Annotated in this window: 23 protein-coding genes; 2 read left to right on the top strand and 21 right to left on the bottom strand. The window is 58.7% G+C overall.

What is annotated here, in order from left to right; genetic code table 11:
* The first annotated feature begins 10 nt into the window (after positions 1-10).
* The gene (locus tag OP495_RS07215; protein ID WP_280568129.1) at positions 11-688 is read left to right on the top strand and encodes a metallophosphoesterase; all 678 of its coding nucleotides are present in this window, start codon (positions 11-13) and stop codon (positions 686-688) included.
* 243 nt (positions 689-931) lie between these two features.
* On the opposite strand, the gene OP495_RS07220 is transcribed toward OP495_RS07215, so the two are convergent.
* From OP495_RS07220 to OP495_RS07320, 21 genes are all read right to left on the bottom strand, one after another.
* Positions 932-1,939: a tyrosine-type recombinase/integrase gene (locus OP495_RS07220; RefSeq protein WP_280568132.1), complete on the bottom strand. Its 1,008-nt coding sequence runs from the start codon at positions 1,937-1,939 to the stop codon at positions 932-934.
* Entirely contained in the window at positions 1,936-2,160 is a 225-nt protein-coding gene (locus OP495_RS07225; RefSeq protein ID WP_280568133.1) for a DUF4224 domain-containing protein, read from the bottom strand. Before OP495_RS07225 ends, OP495_RS07220 begins: the two co-directional genes overlap by 4 nt.
* A gap of 132 nt (positions 2,161-2,292) precedes the next feature.
* Complete coding sequence (locus tag OP495_RS07230; protein ID WP_280568135.1) at positions 2,293-2,511, bottom strand: hypothetical protein; 219 nt, start codon at positions 2,509-2,511, stop codon at positions 2,293-2,295.
* Positions 2,489-2,659, bottom strand: a complete 171-nt coding sequence (locus tag OP495_RS07235) for a hypothetical protein (protein WP_280568138.1) — start codon at positions 2,657-2,659, stop codon at positions 2,489-2,491. The genes OP495_RS07230 and OP495_RS07235 overlap by 23 nt, the downstream gene beginning before the upstream one ends.
* Positions 2,656-3,012 (bottom strand): hypothetical protein, encoded by a 357-nt coding sequence (locus OP495_RS07240; RefSeq protein ID WP_280568140.1) that lies wholly within the window; start codon positions 3,010-3,012, stop codon positions 2,656-2,658. Before OP495_RS07240 ends, OP495_RS07235 begins: the two co-directional genes overlap by 4 nt.
* Before the next feature lie 10 nt (positions 3,013-3,022).
* Positions 3,023-3,514: a hypothetical protein gene (locus OP495_RS07245; RefSeq protein ID WP_280568142.1), complete on the bottom strand. Its 492-nt coding sequence runs from the start codon at positions 3,512-3,514 to the stop codon at positions 3,023-3,025.
* A complete protein-coding gene (locus OP495_RS07250) occupies positions 3,511-4,404 on the bottom strand; it encodes a hypothetical protein (RefSeq protein WP_280568144.1) in 894 nt (297 codons plus the stop codon). The genes OP495_RS07245 and OP495_RS07250 overlap by 4 nt, the downstream gene beginning before the upstream one ends.
* A 12-nt stretch (positions 4,405-4,416) precedes the next feature.
* On the bottom strand, positions 4,417-4,557 hold the full coding sequence (locus OP495_RS07255; RefSeq protein ID WP_280568147.1) for a glutaredoxin family protein: 141 nt from the start codon (positions 4,555-4,557) through the stop codon (positions 4,417-4,419).
* 81 nt (positions 4,558-4,638) lie between these two features.
* A complete protein-coding gene (locus OP495_RS07260; RefSeq protein ID WP_280568148.1) occupies positions 4,639-5,037 on the bottom strand; it encodes a hypothetical protein in 399 nt (132 codons plus the stop codon).
* A gap of 48 nt (positions 5,038-5,085) precedes the next feature.
* Entirely contained in the window at positions 5,086-6,012 is a 927-nt protein-coding gene (locus tag OP495_RS07265) for a recombination-associated protein RdgC (protein WP_280568152.1), read from the bottom strand.
* Positions 6,013-6,014: 2 nt separating this feature from the next.
* Positions 6,015-6,353 (bottom strand): hypothetical protein, encoded by a 339-nt coding sequence (locus OP495_RS07270; RefSeq protein ID WP_280568155.1) that lies wholly within the window; start codon positions 6,351-6,353, stop codon positions 6,015-6,017.
* A 450-nt stretch (positions 6,354-6,803) separates the two neighbouring features.
* Positions 6,804-7,226, bottom strand: coding sequence for a hypothetical protein (locus OP495_RS07275; protein WP_280568157.1), 423 nt, complete (start codon positions 7,224-7,226; stop codon positions 6,804-6,806).
* 10 nt (positions 7,227-7,236) lie between these two features.
* Complete coding sequence (locus OP495_RS07280; protein WP_280568160.1) at positions 7,237-8,865, bottom strand: lambda-exonuclease family protein; 1,629 nt, start codon at positions 8,863-8,865, stop codon at positions 7,237-7,239.
* Positions 8,862-9,635 (bottom strand): recombinase RecT, encoded by a 774-nt coding sequence (locus OP495_RS07285; RefSeq protein WP_280568162.1) that lies wholly within the window; start codon positions 9,633-9,635, stop codon positions 8,862-8,864. The genes OP495_RS07280 and OP495_RS07285 overlap by 4 nt, the downstream gene beginning before the upstream one ends.
* 74 nt (positions 9,636-9,709) lie before the next feature.
* A complete protein-coding gene (locus tag OP495_RS07290) occupies positions 9,710-9,931 on the bottom strand; it encodes a hypothetical protein (protein ID WP_280568164.1) in 222 nt (73 codons plus the stop codon).
* Positions 9,928-10,260 carry a hypothetical protein gene (locus OP495_RS07295; RefSeq protein WP_280568167.1) on the bottom strand — a complete coding sequence of 111 codons (333 nt, stop codon included), beginning with the start codon at positions 10,258-10,260 and terminating at the stop codon, positions 9,928-9,930. The genes OP495_RS07290 and OP495_RS07295 overlap by 4 nt, the downstream gene beginning before the upstream one ends.
* A gap of 1 nt (position 10,261) precedes the next feature.
* Positions 10,262-10,492 (bottom strand): hypothetical protein, encoded by a 231-nt coding sequence (locus OP495_RS07300; RefSeq protein WP_280568169.1) that lies wholly within the window; start codon positions 10,490-10,492, stop codon positions 10,262-10,264.
* The gene (locus OP495_RS07305; RefSeq protein ID WP_280568170.1) at positions 10,489-10,755 is read right to left on the bottom strand and encodes a hypothetical protein; all 267 of its coding nucleotides are present in this window, start codon (positions 10,753-10,755) and stop codon (positions 10,489-10,491) included. The genes OP495_RS07300 and OP495_RS07305 overlap by 4 nt, the downstream gene beginning before the upstream one ends.
* Before the next feature lie 118 nt (positions 10,756-10,873).
* Complete coding sequence (locus OP495_RS07310; protein ID WP_280568172.1) at positions 10,874-11,020, bottom strand: hypothetical protein; 147 nt, start codon at positions 11,018-11,020, stop codon at positions 10,874-10,876.
* A 670-nt stretch (positions 11,021-11,690) separates the two neighbouring features.
* Positions 11,691-12,242 carry a hypothetical protein gene (locus tag OP495_RS07315; protein ID WP_280568174.1) on the bottom strand — a complete coding sequence of 184 codons (552 nt, stop codon included), beginning with the start codon at positions 12,240-12,242 and terminating at the stop codon, positions 11,691-11,693.
* A gap of 9 nt (positions 12,243-12,251) precedes the next feature.
* The gene (locus OP495_RS07320) at positions 12,252-13,064 is read right to left on the bottom strand and encodes a S24 family peptidase (RefSeq protein ID WP_280568177.1); all 813 of its coding nucleotides are present in this window, start codon (positions 13,062-13,064) and stop codon (positions 12,252-12,254) included.
* A 44-nt stretch (positions 13,065-13,108) separates the two neighbouring features.
* On the opposite strand from OP495_RS07320, the gene OP495_RS07325 reads away from it, so the two are divergent.
* A complete protein-coding gene (locus tag OP495_RS07325) occupies positions 13,109-13,309 on the top strand; it encodes a helix-turn-helix transcriptional regulator (protein ID WP_280568180.1) in 201 nt (66 codons plus the stop codon).
* Positions 13,310-13,361 lie beyond the last annotated feature (52 nt).

The following is a 13,361-nucleotide window of genomic DNA, read 5'->3' on the forward strand; positions in this document are numbered from 1 at the left end:
AGCCGTTCGCGTGATTCAACGGCACGGTCCCAATGAGTGCGGCCGCGATTTCATCGTCGGTGATATACACGGCCAATTGGCGTTGCTTCATGACAGGTTGAACGCAGTCGGTTTCGACCGACAACGGGATAGACTGTTCAGTGTCGGGGATCTGATCGATCGTGGCGCCGATAGTCTCCAGTGTTTGTCTCTCGTCCTCGAATCCTGGTTCTACGCCGTGCGTGGCAATCACGAAATGCTGGCGTATGAAGCGTTGCTGGGCGAGGAAAGAGGCAGTCTAAAAACCCGCGATGCCTGGATGATCAACGGCGGCACTTGGGCGCTGGAGGCGGGGCTGGCCGAGGCGCAGATGCTGCTCCAGCAGTCTTTGCCTTGCATGCCCTATGCGCGCGAAATATCAATCGCCGGTAAGCGTCTCGGCATTGTCCACGCCGAACCCCCCTTAGACTGGCGGGACATCGTAACGCCTTCGCAGGACCAGCTCTGGGGAAGAACGCGCATCCGGCGTGGCGATGAGACTCCGGTCAGCGGTATCGATGCCGTGGTGGTGGGACACACCATTGTAGAGCGACCCACGTGGCTGGGGAACGTCCACTACATCGACACCGGTGCCTTTACGACAGGAAGACTAACACTCATCGAAGCACGCACGCTGATGAGCGGTATCGAGCCGCGACGTGAGATGTGACATCCCGAAACGAAAACGCCCCGAGATCAGTAGGTTACTGAAACTCGGGGCGTTAAGATGCAATGGCGGAGGGACAGGGATTCGAACCCTGGGAAGGCTACAAACCTTCGCCGGTTTTCAAGACCGTAAAATACATCGCCATTAAACCTTTAAAATCATGGGTTTGCAATACGCTTCTATAACGATATTGGGTTATAGAGCACTCCGACTCCCGGTTAAGTCGTTTCGATTTGGGTCGTATGGTTATAGAAAATCGTCGCTCTCCAGCTCCAGTGCAGTAACCGACAGGACCTGTTTTTGGCGTAGATATATCTCGGTGGTGCGCTGGTCACTGTGCTGCAGGTTGGTGGTGACGTCGATACCACGACGCTCAGCGTCTGTTGCGTGTTTGGCCCTTAGATCGTGTTCGGTAAAGCGCTCACGCAGGCTGCCTTCCTTGATTGCCTTCTTCATTCCCCACTGCCAGCGAGTATGAAAAGAGTCCTTGCTGTAGGCGTTGCCGTTGCGATCACAGAAGAGCGTTGGCCCCTGACGCTTGTTGTTGGACTTCACCCATGCCGCGATTCGCTTCAACTGATCGGTCCACGGTATCACGAACTGCTTCCGTGTCTTGCTCGACCGCATTACGATTCCATCAGCCTGTAGTTGATCAATCTGCAGGTTCAGGATGTCACGTTGCCGCAAGCCGGTGATGTACTTGAACATCGCATAATGGCGTACCCACGGCGTGGTGTATTTCAGGAAGGCGGCGAACTCGGCATCGGTGACGTAGCGGTCGCGCGGCGCCACCTTGAGCTTCTCCACCGGCTCGGCGGGATTGTGTTCGTGAATGCCCCAGCGCTGGGCATACTTGAAGACGTGCTTGAGTAGGGCGAGTTCGTGATTGGCCTGGGTGGGCGACTGAGTTCCACGCTTATCCAGGTAGGCGTAGACGTGGTGAACGGTAATGTCCTCGGGTTCGCATTCAGCGAATACCAGGCGCAGGCGCTTGAGTTCGTCACGATTCGACTTCCGTGTCGCCTCGCTGCCCTTGGCGGGGATGATTTCAGCTTCGTAGCGATCGAATAGCCGCCCCATACCGGCTTGAGGGAAGAGGCGGCTTTCCCATGACTTGAAAGACTCCTTGGCTTTTTGCTCATCAGTCCCGAGCTTGATCCATGTCTTACCTATCAGCTTGGCCTGGCGGGCATTGCATTTGTAACGCCAGGCGCCGTCCTTCCAGTAGACGCGCGGGATGCCGACTTTGCTCACGATGCCAAGGCTCCAATATTGGGTTCACGCTTTTGTCGATCTGGTGGTGCCGTGCCACACAAGACTTCTTCGACGTGCCGGCGTCCGACCAAGGTTTCGCCGGCGGCATTAAGTAGCCAGCGCACGCCCATTGCATCAAGCTGTTCGCGCTGCTCTTTGCCACGGCGTCGCCCGGTGAGTTGCTCAAGCTCGCCAGGCGTGAGGAATAGATCCGATGTCATGATCAACTCCTATTGAAAGACCTGAAAGGGCCGCGTAGGGCCTAGAAAAAAGAAAACCGCCTTGGGCGGTCGTGGTGATGCCTTGTTAATTTTTGGCGCCCTACGGTAGGGACGAAGAAATTAACACTCGCGCTATCGGCATCGGCAGCAGTCCCTGAGCCAGGCTGCGAATGGCCAGTAGACCAGGCCGAAGATAATTCTCAGCGCGCCGCTGTCTATCGTCTCTTCTGCGTCATTGAGAATTCCCGCCACAACCATGGCAGCACCGACCGCGATGGATAACTTGCTGACAAAGACGCCGAGGGTGCCCACCCACTTCAAGAACCGGTCAACTGCCTCTTTGCTGATCACGCTCTTCTCCTACCAGGTGGCCACACTCCATCTCTTCCATGCACTGGATGCCTTCACCGAACCCCGTTGCTTTTCCGCAACGATAGGCGGTTTTGATCGATACGATATAAACCCCGGAAACGACCAGGGCAACGATAGTGAGTGTCATTGTCTCGAGTCCTCGGCTTTCGTTTTGTTGCGCCGCTCGATCATGTGCTGAATGATCTCGTCGTCGCTCCACGCTGCTTTATCGGTGCCACGGTGATACCAACGGAACCGAGCCACAGCACTCCGGGTCATGCCGAATTCGCGCAGCTTCGCCGCTGTCTTTACCGGCCTTTTGTGCCATGCTTGAGCGGCGTCCTCTGGCGTCAGGTGTGGCGCCGTGCGCTTCATATACGAGCGCAGCGTCTGCGGATTTATTCTCGCCTCGCGCGCTACCTGGTTCAGCGTTTTGCCATCGGGCGATGGTTTAAGCCCCGTCGAATGACGAGCGGGACGTTCATGGGGGAGTATCCGCATCGTCGCTTTCCTAGGCTTGGCGGCGGTATTCGTCGCGGTGACGGTCAATATCGACTCGAAGCACTACCTGCTCACCGTCGCAAGATACTGTCTCTGCCAATAGGGAGTTCAACGCCTCTGCCTGCCACTGGGCTTTGAGGCGGGCAAGACCGGCGGCGCCTACCGGCGCACTCAGGGCTTGAGCGGCTTCGCGTAGATGCTCCCCGGTAAGCGGGCAGTCTTCCATGTTCCCGTTTGAGTAAAATACGCCGAGGGCGCGCTCAAGACGGCGCTGATAGCCCTTCGTGCCAGGAACGCCTTCTGGCTCGCGCCGGAGCCAAGCTTGAGCAAACGGGGAAAGAGTCTCGTGCAGCCGCTCCACGTGCGCCGAAAGGGCGTCGCGCTCCGCCACTACAGCCTTGTGGTGTTCCAGCATCTTCTCCAGCAAAGGTCGCTGGATGTGGGTGTTGTCGATGAAATCCGGCCGCATCTTGTCTAGCTGGTCCCAGATGTCTTCGCTCATGATTTCTCCTCGGCTTGGCGGCGCAGTTTCCGCGCCTCTCCTTCCATGTACTCGATAATGAATTCCGCATGTACGGGACCCTTTCTAAAGATAGCGGCAGTTTCGGCAAGTACTTCGGCTTGCCACTTCGCCCTCACCCAAGGACTGCTCTGCGCGGCCCAATCCTTCCTGGCTCGCATGACAGCGCTTTGGACATCTGAGGAAAAGTTTTCCCTGAGAATGCTATGGCTCCTTTGCTCTTGGGTAAGTTTTTCCTCAGCTTGATGTAGAAGCTCGGATAGCTCAGCCTTATCGTCTTCCAATTCTTTATTCCGCTGGCACAACTGCTCATATGTCGGGTCGGTGGCTGGCTCTCTTATACCGAGATACTCCCGCCACGGAACCTTCACGCCGTCGACGAGGAACCCCCATGTGCCTCGGTACTTACCCGAGATGAACAGCGTGTAGACACCGCCTTTGCTTACCGTGTGGATGCGGTGAAATTTCCCATAACCAATGGGCGCCGTGTCACCCCGCTGACGGAGGACAGAAACGGTGTGGCGGCTAACGCGATGGCCGCGCTCGGGGTGCCTACCGTCGACCCCGGTCGGTTTCTCTTCGAGGTAGCTGCCGTGCAGGATGATCGTACGGGCGTTCCACGGGCGATCATGCAGGAGCCGGTCGTCATCTTGCTGTGAGATGTGATGCACGCGGACTGAGATCGGGCACCAGCGGTGCTGCGGCTTGCGGCTCTCTTGATCGTAGGGATTGAATAGCCACCAGCGCCGCATGTAGGTGTTGCCGTCTTTTACTAGGTGGAAGTAGGGCGTGCGTTGGCTGCGTTTGATGAGCCAGTCGGCGACCGGCCGGCGACTAACAATCCATGCGACGAGCTTCCAGAGCGTATTCATTGGATACCTCTTTTATAAGTTGTTGAGTTGATTGATCTTCTCGCGCCCTTCGTCGGTAATTTCCGACTCTTCGAAATAGATGCCTTTTCGCTCAAGCGCGCGCTTGGTGGCGGTGCAGTGCGGGCAGTTGGAGCCGGTGTAGACGGTGATCATGCAGGCCTCCTAGCATAAACAAAGGCCACCGCGTGGTGGCCTATCAGAAGTGCTTGAGTTGTCGTGCCCGTCGCCTCCTGGTCAATACTTCTTCCCGCCATCCGCCGCCCGGTTCTCGGGCTTGTGGTCGGCACGCTGGGCGTTGAAATCGAGCTTCTCCAGCATGGCGCCAACGATGTCGTAGCCGGCGCGGCCAGCGAGGTCATAAATCCGAATCACGGCGTCGGCCAGCTCCACCTCGACCATCTCTCGATGGGGCAGCTTGTCGTCCATGAGGCCTTTTCGATGGCCTTCCATCGCCTCGCTGATCTCGGAGTGGATCAAGCACAGCTTTTGCGCGAAGCGCTCGGGAGTGAGGTCGTGTAGGTCGCCCGTTTCAGGGTCATTCCACCATCCGGCCCGAAGGGAGCGCCAATGGCACACCTTAGCGAGCTTAGTGGCGCCAAGAGCCTCGATTTCCAGAACTTCATTGTTTTCCATAATAAGAACTCTCATGGGTGCGTAGTTCGTGATGCAGCTCCGTTGCCGTTACGTGGCGGGCGCGGCCGGATCGGCTTCGCCACCCAGACCGTCGACCAGTTGCTCGATGCTGGCGCGCAGCGCAGCGGCCATCAGCGCGAAGTCCGTTTCCAAGCGCAGCACGGGGTCGTCGTCCTCAATCTGCGAAGCCTCGTCGAGCAAGGCGTCGGAGAAGTGCAGCGACTTGAGCGTCAGGTCGTCATGGAGCATTGCTGTGATTTGCTCGTCGATATCGATTTGCAGGCGTGTGACCTGGCGGCCTGACTCAATGACGCTTTGAGTGTCGTCTGCGTCGATGTCGATGCCGGACGCCGACCACTTGCCGTCATCGCCATGGCTGTCTTCGAGCACAGCTTTATCACCGATGCTCATCCAGCCGGGGCGATTCTCTGGTGATTGCACCCAGTCCGTCATTGCGCGCGCCGGCAGATGGCGCGTAGCTAGGGGCGTCACTTTCAGCGATCCCAGCGACTGGCGGAGTAGGTCGAGTACGTCTTCGGCGCGGGCGCGGCTGGATGCGTTTACGCCGATCAGTTGGCGCTCGGTGTCCCACCACACATCAATGCTCTGGGTTCGCGTGAAAGCGCGGGGCAGGAAATCCTCGACGACCTGTTCCTTGATGGCCTGGCGCTCGCGGCGTGGCAATAGCCGAGCCTCGGCGGCCTCGTGCTCGGCGGCACGCTCCTCGGTTTCCTCGCGGATCACCGAGGCCGGCAATAAGCGTTCTTGGCGCAACGCCGTGAGCAGGCGGTGGCCCTGGACCTCGTGGACGAGTTTCTGCCCGTGGCGTCCGGCGGGCGGGTACCAGCCGAGGCGCTTGCTTTCGCTGGGTGATACCGGACGATGTGCGAAGTTGACCAGGGCGTCGGCCAGTTCCTCGCGGGACAACACAGTCATGCCATGCAAGCGGTACAGGTGCAGGTTTTTGAACCACATGGTTATTGCTCCTTGTTCTTGATCCATTCGCCATCGACGAGCATGTCGCTTATGCCGATGGCGTTGATGTCGTGATGTGTGAGGTGTTCGCCTGTCCACCCGGAGGAATCCGGCTCGATGATCATCTTCACGACCAGACCCTTCATTCGCCCAATGACCGCCTCACCTGAAGCGGGGTAGTGTTTTCCATCGCCGAACAGGTCTGCCGCACGCTGCTCGCCGGAGACCTGGGCAGTCGTTTTGGCCTGAAGGATCGGGGCGGCCAGGGAAGTGAAGGCCTGCTGTACGGCCGGCTTATCGAGCCAGACCGAGAGCGATTGAATGTCTGGTGAGGTGCTCACGCGGCGTTCTCCTGAATCAAAAAGCCGCCTCAGTGGGCGGCTTCGGGTAGTTGGTAGCTAGTCACTCGGCTTTCGAGCAGATCTTTTCCGGCGGGCTCAATTTCTCCCCGCCGAGCCAGCGACTGAACTGTTCGCGGGTGAACAGGAGTGCCGTCTAACAACCGCCACCCCCCCCAATAATGAAATTGACCTTCTGACCTCGCTGCATTGAGCGCACCAGGCGCTCTTGTGGCTTGGTGTAGGGCATAACTCTCTCCCGAAAGCGCCAAGGTCTGGAAATAGGCGGGCGTCTCGTGCCCGGTCCGGCCACCGCCCACACCTACCGCATCGGCGGTCAGCTCGGCCCAGCGCATCGCGCCCCATGCGCAATGTCGTCGGGGTAGAGCTTAGGAGTCGGCGTGTCAGTGGCTGCGGCGGTTATTGGCCCCACCATTCCGCTGGGGTGGCGATTCATGCGGCTTTGCGTGCCGCCATCTGGCGATGCACTCGGCGGCACACAGACGTCATGCGAAGTCGCTTGTTGTGAATGGCCTGCTTTCTAAGCTCGCGGCTTTGGTTGACGCGGTTATAAAGCGAGGACTGGCTGACGGAATAGCCAAGGGCCTGGATTCGCTTTGCCGCCTGCGGAACGGTCATCATTCGGGCCTCGATGCAGTCCTCGAGTAGAGCGTCGATCTCATGCCAGTCGTGTTTTCGATGAGCCTTGCCTTGTCGCTCACGGCACGATAGGCCGATGCGTTGCGCCGTGCCTTGCACACTCATCGTTTCGCGCCCCATGCGGGCCGCTATGTCGGCATAAGAAAGGCCCTCGTTGATGAGGGCCTCAAGGGTGTCGTATTCATTGTGTGACCATGGTCTGTATTTGCGCGGCATAACCGCCTCCTTATGCGGCCTCAAGCGCCGCCATGGCATCGTCATAGCCAGACCAGTTATCGACGCCTCCCGCTTCGAGCGCGTCGAGCTTGGCGCGGGCTTCCAGCAGCGCCTCGTATTCCTTGCGCGGAATCTCGACCGTTTCGGGCGGGGCGACATCCCGAGCCGGCTTGAGCGCGGCGCCTTTCTCGGCGGCTTGGCTGATACGGCTCGTGTCGAGCGGATTTTGCTTATCCGGCTCCGAAAGCTGTTCCTGCTGTTCCTCCCGCTCGGCCTCGGCCTTCGCCTTAGATTCCTCTTCCTGGCGGATGCGCTCACGTTCGGCAGCTTGGCGCTTTTCCTCGGCATCCTTGTGCTCGGCGATGCGTGACCGGGCCAGGTTGCGCAGGTCGTCGGGCGCCTTGTCGCACACGAGCTGGCCGCCATCGGCGAACAGGGCCTCGAAACCCTCGGCCTCCTGATTGAGAGCGTCGATGCTGGCCCGGACCTGCCGCGCCGCCTCGTCGGCCTGGATCTTCCCGTTAGCGACTGCGGTGTCGGCGGCATCCTGCAGGCTGGTCATGGTGCGCTTGCCTTTCATGGCCTCGCGGACACCCGGGTTGGGCGCCGGAAAGCGTAGCGGCCAGCTGCATGCGTCTTCTAGCCCCTCCTGAATGCGGCCAAGGTGGGCGTCATATTCCCGCTCGGCCTGGCGCAGGATGTCGTTGCGACGGTTTTCCTTCTCGGCCTTGACCAGCTTCTCCAGGGTCAGGCGCTTCTGGCGCATCTTCTCGGTCAGCTCGTCGATGGTAGTGAAAAGCTCCGATATGCTGGCCGTCTGGGCGAGTGCGGCTTGCTTGCTTTCCTTGAGCTGCTTTTCACCGTTCTGCAAGAACTTGACCGTTTCCGCCGCGTCAGCGAAGTGCTGGTCGGTGGTCAGCTCAGTGCGGATGCCCTCGATCATGGACAGCGCGCGCGACTTGAAGTCGGGTAGGTTGCTCGCCTGGACGGCGCCGGTCAGGTCGATCTTGAGCGCCGGCAGTGCCTCGGGCGCATCACCTTGAGGGGCGACTTTCTGCTCGGTGGGCTGATAGTCGGCCAGGTCTTGACGGAACTGGTCCCAGCCAGCGATCAAAGCGTCGAAGCGCTTTTGGTCTGGCTCGTACCAGCACCATGCAGCGTTTTCTCGCGTGCCGTCGCTACACATAAAAAGGCAGCGCTCGGCACCGCTGACGAGCAACTGCTGATCCATTTGCACTCTGTAGTGCTCGGGCAGGTCGTTGGCCTCGACTGCGGCAGACAGATCGGCATTCCACAGCTTGTGCTCCCAAATCACGTCCTCGAGCATGGTGCATCCGTCGAGGCTGGCCAGTAGGTGCGGGTACTCTTCGCTGATGCCGGTAACGGGGTAGAGATCCTCGCCAATGACTTCCTCAGCGATGGAGCGGGCGGCAGCCTCGGCAGCGTGACCTTTGTCAAAAAGGCGCTGTTGGGCGGCAGTCACATCTTCGGCGACGCCGGTGTATTTCTGCTTGAGCAGATCCGCGCGTGACTGGTACTTACTGACCCCGGCCATCGCCGGGGCCTCGCTTGCGGTGAAATGGTTTGCGCGAGCGTCGTGCCATTCCTGAGTGCCTTGGATAACGTCGAGAATGTTCACGCTGCCACCTCCATAATCTGCTGTTTTTGTTCGTCGGTCAGAACGGCCTTGCTACTGACCATCGAAACGATTTGCTCGGGGGTCTTCTTGCCGGACTCGATTAGCCCTTGCCAGGCGGGGAAGTTCTTCTCGAAGTCGCTGTCGCTGTAGTACTCCAGCGCCTCGCGCTGTGACTGTTGCGGCGTCACGTCCCGCTCAGGATTAGTCGTCTTGTATCGGTCGGCTTCGTCCTCGTCGATGATCCCGGAAAGACCGAATGCATAGCGGGCGCACTGTATAGTGGCCTTGTGCCGCAACATGCGAGCCGGCCATTTTTTCCACGGCTCGCTGGTGCCCTGACATTCCCCCAGGTACTCGGTCACCTCGGTCGGCTTCGAGCGATCCTTGCGATGAATGCGGCACGTGATAGCCAGAAGGGCACCCTCATTACTCAGTCTGTCGTCGAACTCCATGCCATCGAACTGCGAGTGGCCATTGATGATGCGCAGCCAACCATCGATGCTCACGATCGGCTGAATAGCGCCACGGTTATTGAAGGCGTAGATCTCTTTCGTCAGCGGGTTCAGTCGGTACTCGTTGGCGATGGACATGAAGACCATCAGCTCTTCATGCGAAACCTGCTGCTGACCGCCCTTGGCCTTCATGAGGGTCTGCGTCATGAGGTTTTCGACTGTCTGCGGATCGACGCTCAACCGCGTAGCCATCATCTGGAAGGGTGTTTGCGTTTGCTGCTGCGCCGGCTGGCTCTGGACTTGCGCAGGTTGGTTCATGCTATTCTCCCTGTGATTCGTTTTGCTGTTCGGATCATCCGGCCCGCCCAGGCCCTACACCTGAGCGGGCTTCTTTATTCCTGATCAGGGCGCATTGCGGCCCAGCAGGCCTCGCAGAGCGGCCCGATTTCGCCGTCATCGTCTGCGTAGATGCCGTCTTCTTCGCATCGCCCCGTTGGTTCATCGCACTCGTTGCATAGCTGAAGCGTTCCGGGATAGTTGTCGGCGTTCCATGCTGCGTGCTCGCCTTGGCTTATCGCGTGGCGAAGGCCGTCAGGCCATGTGTTCTCGCTCATGCCGCCTCCTTACGCCCAGCCATCACCGCCTGCGCATACTCCTGGCACATGCCTGACGCCTCGTCGTATGCGATCCGCTTGAGGTCGGCCTGGCCGTTCTCACGCTCCGCGATGTTGTGTGCTAGCGATGCCTGGTGCACTGCCGTCCAAAACGCTTCGTTCTCGCTAAGGCGCTCTTTCAGCGACTCTTGATCACAGTGCGGGGCAACGTCGCCGCCGCGTTCGATGATCTCTACGGCGTCATCGATCAGGGCGCGATAGGCGTCGTGTTCGGCATCGCAGTGATCCTTGCGGGCAAATGCCGCCGCTTCGTTGTGTTCGATAGCCATTTCACGCTCCCCAAATCTGCAAATGCGCCGGCTTGGCGCCGTTAACGCGCTCGGCATATTCAGCCGCGCGCCTACCGTTGCGGATCTCTTCAAGCGTTGGCGCTTTGTCCGCCGCGCTGCGCCGCGCAATCGGTACGCTCCGGTATACGGGGCGTTGGTGCGGGTCGATGTCGATAACGCGTGTGTCTTCGTGTACGAGCCGTGTCACGGCCCCTTCGTTGATAGCGATCATGATGTACGCTCCAGCTCGGCAAGAAGTTCGTCGGCGTACCGCACTGCCTCTGACGCGATCTGTCGTCCCGCGCCGAATACGGAAACCACTCCAGAGTTGGCAGCCAGCGCTTGCATCGCGGCTCTGGCGAACTCTTCGCGCTTGGTGAGTCCGAGGCCCTCAAAGGGCGGTCTCCCGGAGCGCAATGGGTTGTTTGCGTGAATTTCCATGTCGTCTTGCCAATCACGTTGTTGCGGCATTGCCGGCGCATCTGCGTTTCTCATGATGACCTCTTCACGGTAATAATCTCGGCGTCTGAATGCGGCCGCGCGGCTCGATTGCGATGTATCGGGCACTCATTCGTCATCATCCCGACGCCGCACGCGACAAGAGTGAACTCGCTCATTGCCATACCTCGCGCGTCTCGCGCTCGACGCGCCGCTGTTCGTGCCAGCGGTCAATCTCAATCCGCCGACTGCGCTGCTGGATGGCGTCGTCGATCTCCTGACGACGTTCGCTTGGTGTCTTGGGCAGGGCTCTTGTGCTCATATCTACCTCTCGGAAATAAAAAGCCCGCCGGAGTGGCGGGCAAGGAGTCGCTGAGCGACTCACGCAGGGAATAGGGGATGCGATGGCCGGTAGCTAATCCGGCTTGCTGCTCACGAAATAGTTGGCCGTCGAACAGCGCGCGGGAATGCCCATCCACGGACGCCGCCACGTCGCTACCGCGGCGATTCAACGCATCGGGATAGACACTGCTGGCAGGCCCCTATATTTCCTGCCGTCCTCGTAGGGGGATGAGTTGCAATGCCTATCCCGATACCCACCAGATATCGCCCTGGTGGGGCAGCGGTCGGTTACAGCGTCCGACGACCTGTTCGCGGGCTTGGTTATCGCCCTGGCCTGTATACACGCCGCAATGCGGCGCGTGGAATCCTTACCGATATTTCGACAGCCTCGGGTGGGGCGTACTCCCAGCGACCCTTCGGAGATGCAATCCCCTACGGGCGGCTGGGCTTCGCATTTTTAAAGAGCGTGGCCCTGGTAGGGCCTTGACCGGCTGCGCCGTGTCTGTATGCATAATTTATGCATTGATGCATACTCTGTCAATGCATGGATGCAAAAAAATATGCATCCCAGAAGGACAGACACAAAAAAGCCCGCTTGGCGGGCTATGGTTCTTTTATAGCTTGCTATGGCGTCAGGAGGGCTGTTGCCGTCAAAAGGCTGGATTGTGATCACTCAGGTACTGCAGCAACTCTTTATCGGCTCTGTCGGCAGGAATGGCATAAAGCGGAAGGTTTTTCAGGCCTTTATGGTGCTGGCTAAGAAGGGCTTCACTAAGTGTGGCGCCATTGATGTACGACTTACATATATCGTAGTTGACCCCGTCTCTGCGGATGGTCTTAGCCCCAGTGCTTTCCATGGGCACAGAGCCCTCAGCGTACTGCCCTGTGTAGTAATCTCGAATATGTGCGGACAGCAGCTCTTCCTTTAGTTCAGCGCAATCCAGCTTGGTTCTAAAAACGATCTCTCGCCTGGGCGGGTCACCGGCGATCTCTTCCTGTTTAGGTCTGACATGCTGGTCATAGTAAATATGGCCGTTTTTAACTGTTGCGCTTTCGATGTTGGCCAGCCATACATGGCTTGATTTGGCGCCCGTGACAGCAAGATTGCCGCTGCCAAGCAAAGGCAAATCCGTTTGCGCCAAACTCGCAACAGGCATCATTGCAAGAAAAGCGCAGGCAAAAGCCTCAGCGCTGCACTTCATAAAAGCTCCTCAATCGAAATTCTCCCACCAGAAAACGCGACCAATAACGCGCGGCGCGTCGTCTGAGTTCATGTGATAGACCTCTTCCGGATAGTCGTGGCTGTTATCGCTGACGACACGGATGCGGCCCACAGGCAGGCGATAGAGTCGCTTGATGCGCAACATGCCGCCGTGATCCAGCGCGTAGATTTTGCCGTCGGTGATGTGCTGACTGCCTTTATCGATGCCCAGTGTGGCACCGTCCAGGATAGTGGTTTCCATCGAATCACCAGCCGCGACAGCCAGGGCGGCGTTCTCCGGCTGAACCCCTTTTTTGGAGAGCTTGGACAGGCTGAAGCGCTCCTGGGCGCCATGGTTCTCGATGACTTGGGTGCGCCCGTCGCCCGCGGAAAACTCGACTTCTCGAAATATCGGCAACATGACCTCATCCGGGGAAAGCGGGGCGGCGTCCTCGATGATCTCGGTGTCGAGTAACTCCAGCTCATCACCCGACGAAGACGGGGAACGCCTTTTGCCGCCCATCAGCCTCTCAAAATCACCATCACTCAACGGCGCGCGCCCCCTAACCTTTTCGGAGGAAATCCCGAAGTAGCTTGCTAATGCTGCAATGGGCGCATCCCGGGGGCTCTCGATCTTTCCGCCGAGTATACGTGACAACGTTGACTGTGGCACGCCGCTGTCACGGGCCACCTCTGTGGCTCGCTTCCCGCTGACAGCGATCAGTCGCTTCAGCACGTCTTTTGATCGATCTTTTTGCATGAATGCAATGATTGCGGCACTTGGTGCATACCGCAAATGCATTTCGCGTTGACATTTATGCATTAATGCATATCCTGTGCATATAGATAAATCAGGAGGATCAAGCCATGCACGGCAAAGAGTTAGCCGAAAAGCTGGCAGCAATTTTGGCGACCAGATCGGTGACGTATCGCTCTGTTGCCGAACGTGCTGGCTGTGACGTATCGACTCTGTATCGAATTCGAAGCGGCGCGATTGTGAACCCGAGCTACACAGTCGGCCGTGCCATCGACGACCTGCACGCAGAGCTTTGTGCTCACGCTGCATAACTATTCCACCCACTGCCGCCTGTGAAGGCCGCGTTCAGCGATAAGGAATGCA

Origin of the sequence: Chromohalobacter sp. 296-RDG (assembly GCF_029889885.1) — a bacterium.
GTDB lineage: Bacteria > Pseudomonadota > Gammaproteobacteria > Pseudomonadales > Halomonadaceae > Chromohalobacter.

Coding starts and splice junctions, on each gene's coding strand:
- OP495_RS07235 (WP_280568138.1), bottom strand. CDS start 2,659: ATGACACTCACTATCGTTGCCCTGGTCGTTTCCGGGGTTTATATCGTA.
- OP495_RS07305 (WP_280568170.1), bottom strand. CDS start 10,755: ATGAGAAACGCAGATGCGCCGGCAATGCCGCAACAACGTGATTGGCAA.
- OP495_RS07240 (WP_280568140.1), bottom strand. CDS start 3,012: ATGCGGATACTCCCCCATGAACGTCCCGCTCGTCATTCGACGGGGCTT.
- OP495_RS07245 (WP_280568142.1), bottom strand. CDS start 3,514: ATGAGCGAAGACATCTGGGACCAGCTAGACAAGATGCGGCCGGATTTC.
- OP495_RS07255 (WP_280568147.1), bottom strand. CDS start 4,557: ATGATCACCGTCTACACCGGCTCCAACTGCCCGCACTGCACCGCCACC.
- OP495_RS07315 (WP_280568174.1), bottom strand. CDS start 12,242: ATGAAGTGCAGCGCTGAGGCTTTTGCCTGCGCTTTTCTTGCAATGATG.
- OP495_RS07275 (WP_280568157.1), bottom strand. CDS start 7,226: ATGCCGCGCAAATACAGACCATGGTCACACAATGAATACGACACCCTT.
- OP495_RS07265 (WP_280568152.1), bottom strand. CDS start 6,012: ATGTGGTTCAAAAACCTGCACCTGTACCGCTTGCATGGCATGACTGTG.
- OP495_RS07225 (WP_280568133.1), bottom strand. CDS start 2,160: ATGACATCGGATCTATTCCTCACGCCTGGCGAGCTTGAGCAACTCACC.
- OP495_RS07285 (WP_280568162.1), bottom strand. CDS start 9,635: ATGAACCAACCTGCGCAAGTCCAGAGCCAGCCGGCGCAGCAGCAAACG.
- OP495_RS07290 (WP_280568164.1), bottom strand. CDS start 9,931: ATGAGCGAGAACACATGGCCTGACGGCCTTCGCCACGCGATAAGCCAA.
- OP495_RS07250 (WP_280568144.1), bottom strand. CDS start 4,404: ATGAATACGCTCTGGAAGCTCGTCGCATGGATTGTTAGTCGCCGGCCG.
- OP495_RS07260 (WP_280568148.1), bottom strand. CDS start 5,037: ATGGAAAACAATGAAGTTCTGGAAATCGAGGCTCTTGGCGCCACTAAG.
- OP495_RS07320 (WP_280568177.1), bottom strand. CDS start 13,064: ATGCATAAATGTCAACGCGAAATGCATTTGCGGTATGCACCAAGTGCC.
- OP495_RS07300 (WP_280568169.1), bottom strand. CDS start 10,492: ATGATCGCTATCAACGAAGGGGCCGTGACACGGCTCGTACACGAAGAC.
- OP495_RS07325 (WP_280568180.1), top strand. CDS start 13,109: ATGCACGGCAAAGAGTTAGCCGAAAAGCTGGCAGCAATTTTGGCGACC.
- OP495_RS07310 (WP_280568172.1), bottom strand. CDS start 11,020: ATGAGCACAAGAGCCCTGCCCAAGACACCAAGCGAACGTCGTCAGGAG.
- OP495_RS07295 (WP_280568167.1), bottom strand. CDS start 10,260: ATGGCTATCGAACACAACGAAGCGGCGGCATTTGCCCGCAAGGATCAC.